A 432-nucleotide genomic window follows, 5' to 3' on the forward strand; every position below is an offset into this window, starting at 1 on the left:
AAGAGACAATCCGACGGTCATGGCCATCAATAATGGCGCTTAAATATAACTTATGCAAAACTCCATCAGCCGTTGTGTATTTGAATTCGGTGACATCCGTCATCCATCTTGCATTGGATACGCCTGCATCGAAATCACGGTTCAGCAGGTTTTCAAAAATGTACTTTGGATCCTTTGCGTTACGAGTGCAGCCATCGGTCTTGTATTTGATCACGGACTTAATATTAAGTATCCGCCTGACACGAAGAACCAGACTGTCACTTACCATAAGGTGGCTCTCGCTATACTTCTTGATCCAATCGTTCATCCGGCGGTATCCCATATCCGGATATTCCTGATGGATTTTCACGACCTCCTGTGCGACCTTTTCTCTCAGCAGTTCACGGCCGCTCTTAATATGATTCAGCCAGCCGTAATAAGCTGCCCTGGAGA

At 45.8% G+C, this 432-nt stretch carries 1 pseudogene; it reads right to left on the bottom strand.

What is annotated here, in order from left to right:
• Positions 1–432 (bottom strand): annotated as a pseudogene (locus DWX39_RS10775) (hypothetical protein); the annotation flags it as partial.

This window comes from Collinsella sp. AF19-1LB, from assembly GCF_003459655.1.
Classification (GTDB): Bacteria; Actinomycetota; Coriobacteriia; order Coriobacteriales; family Coriobacteriaceae; genus Collinsella.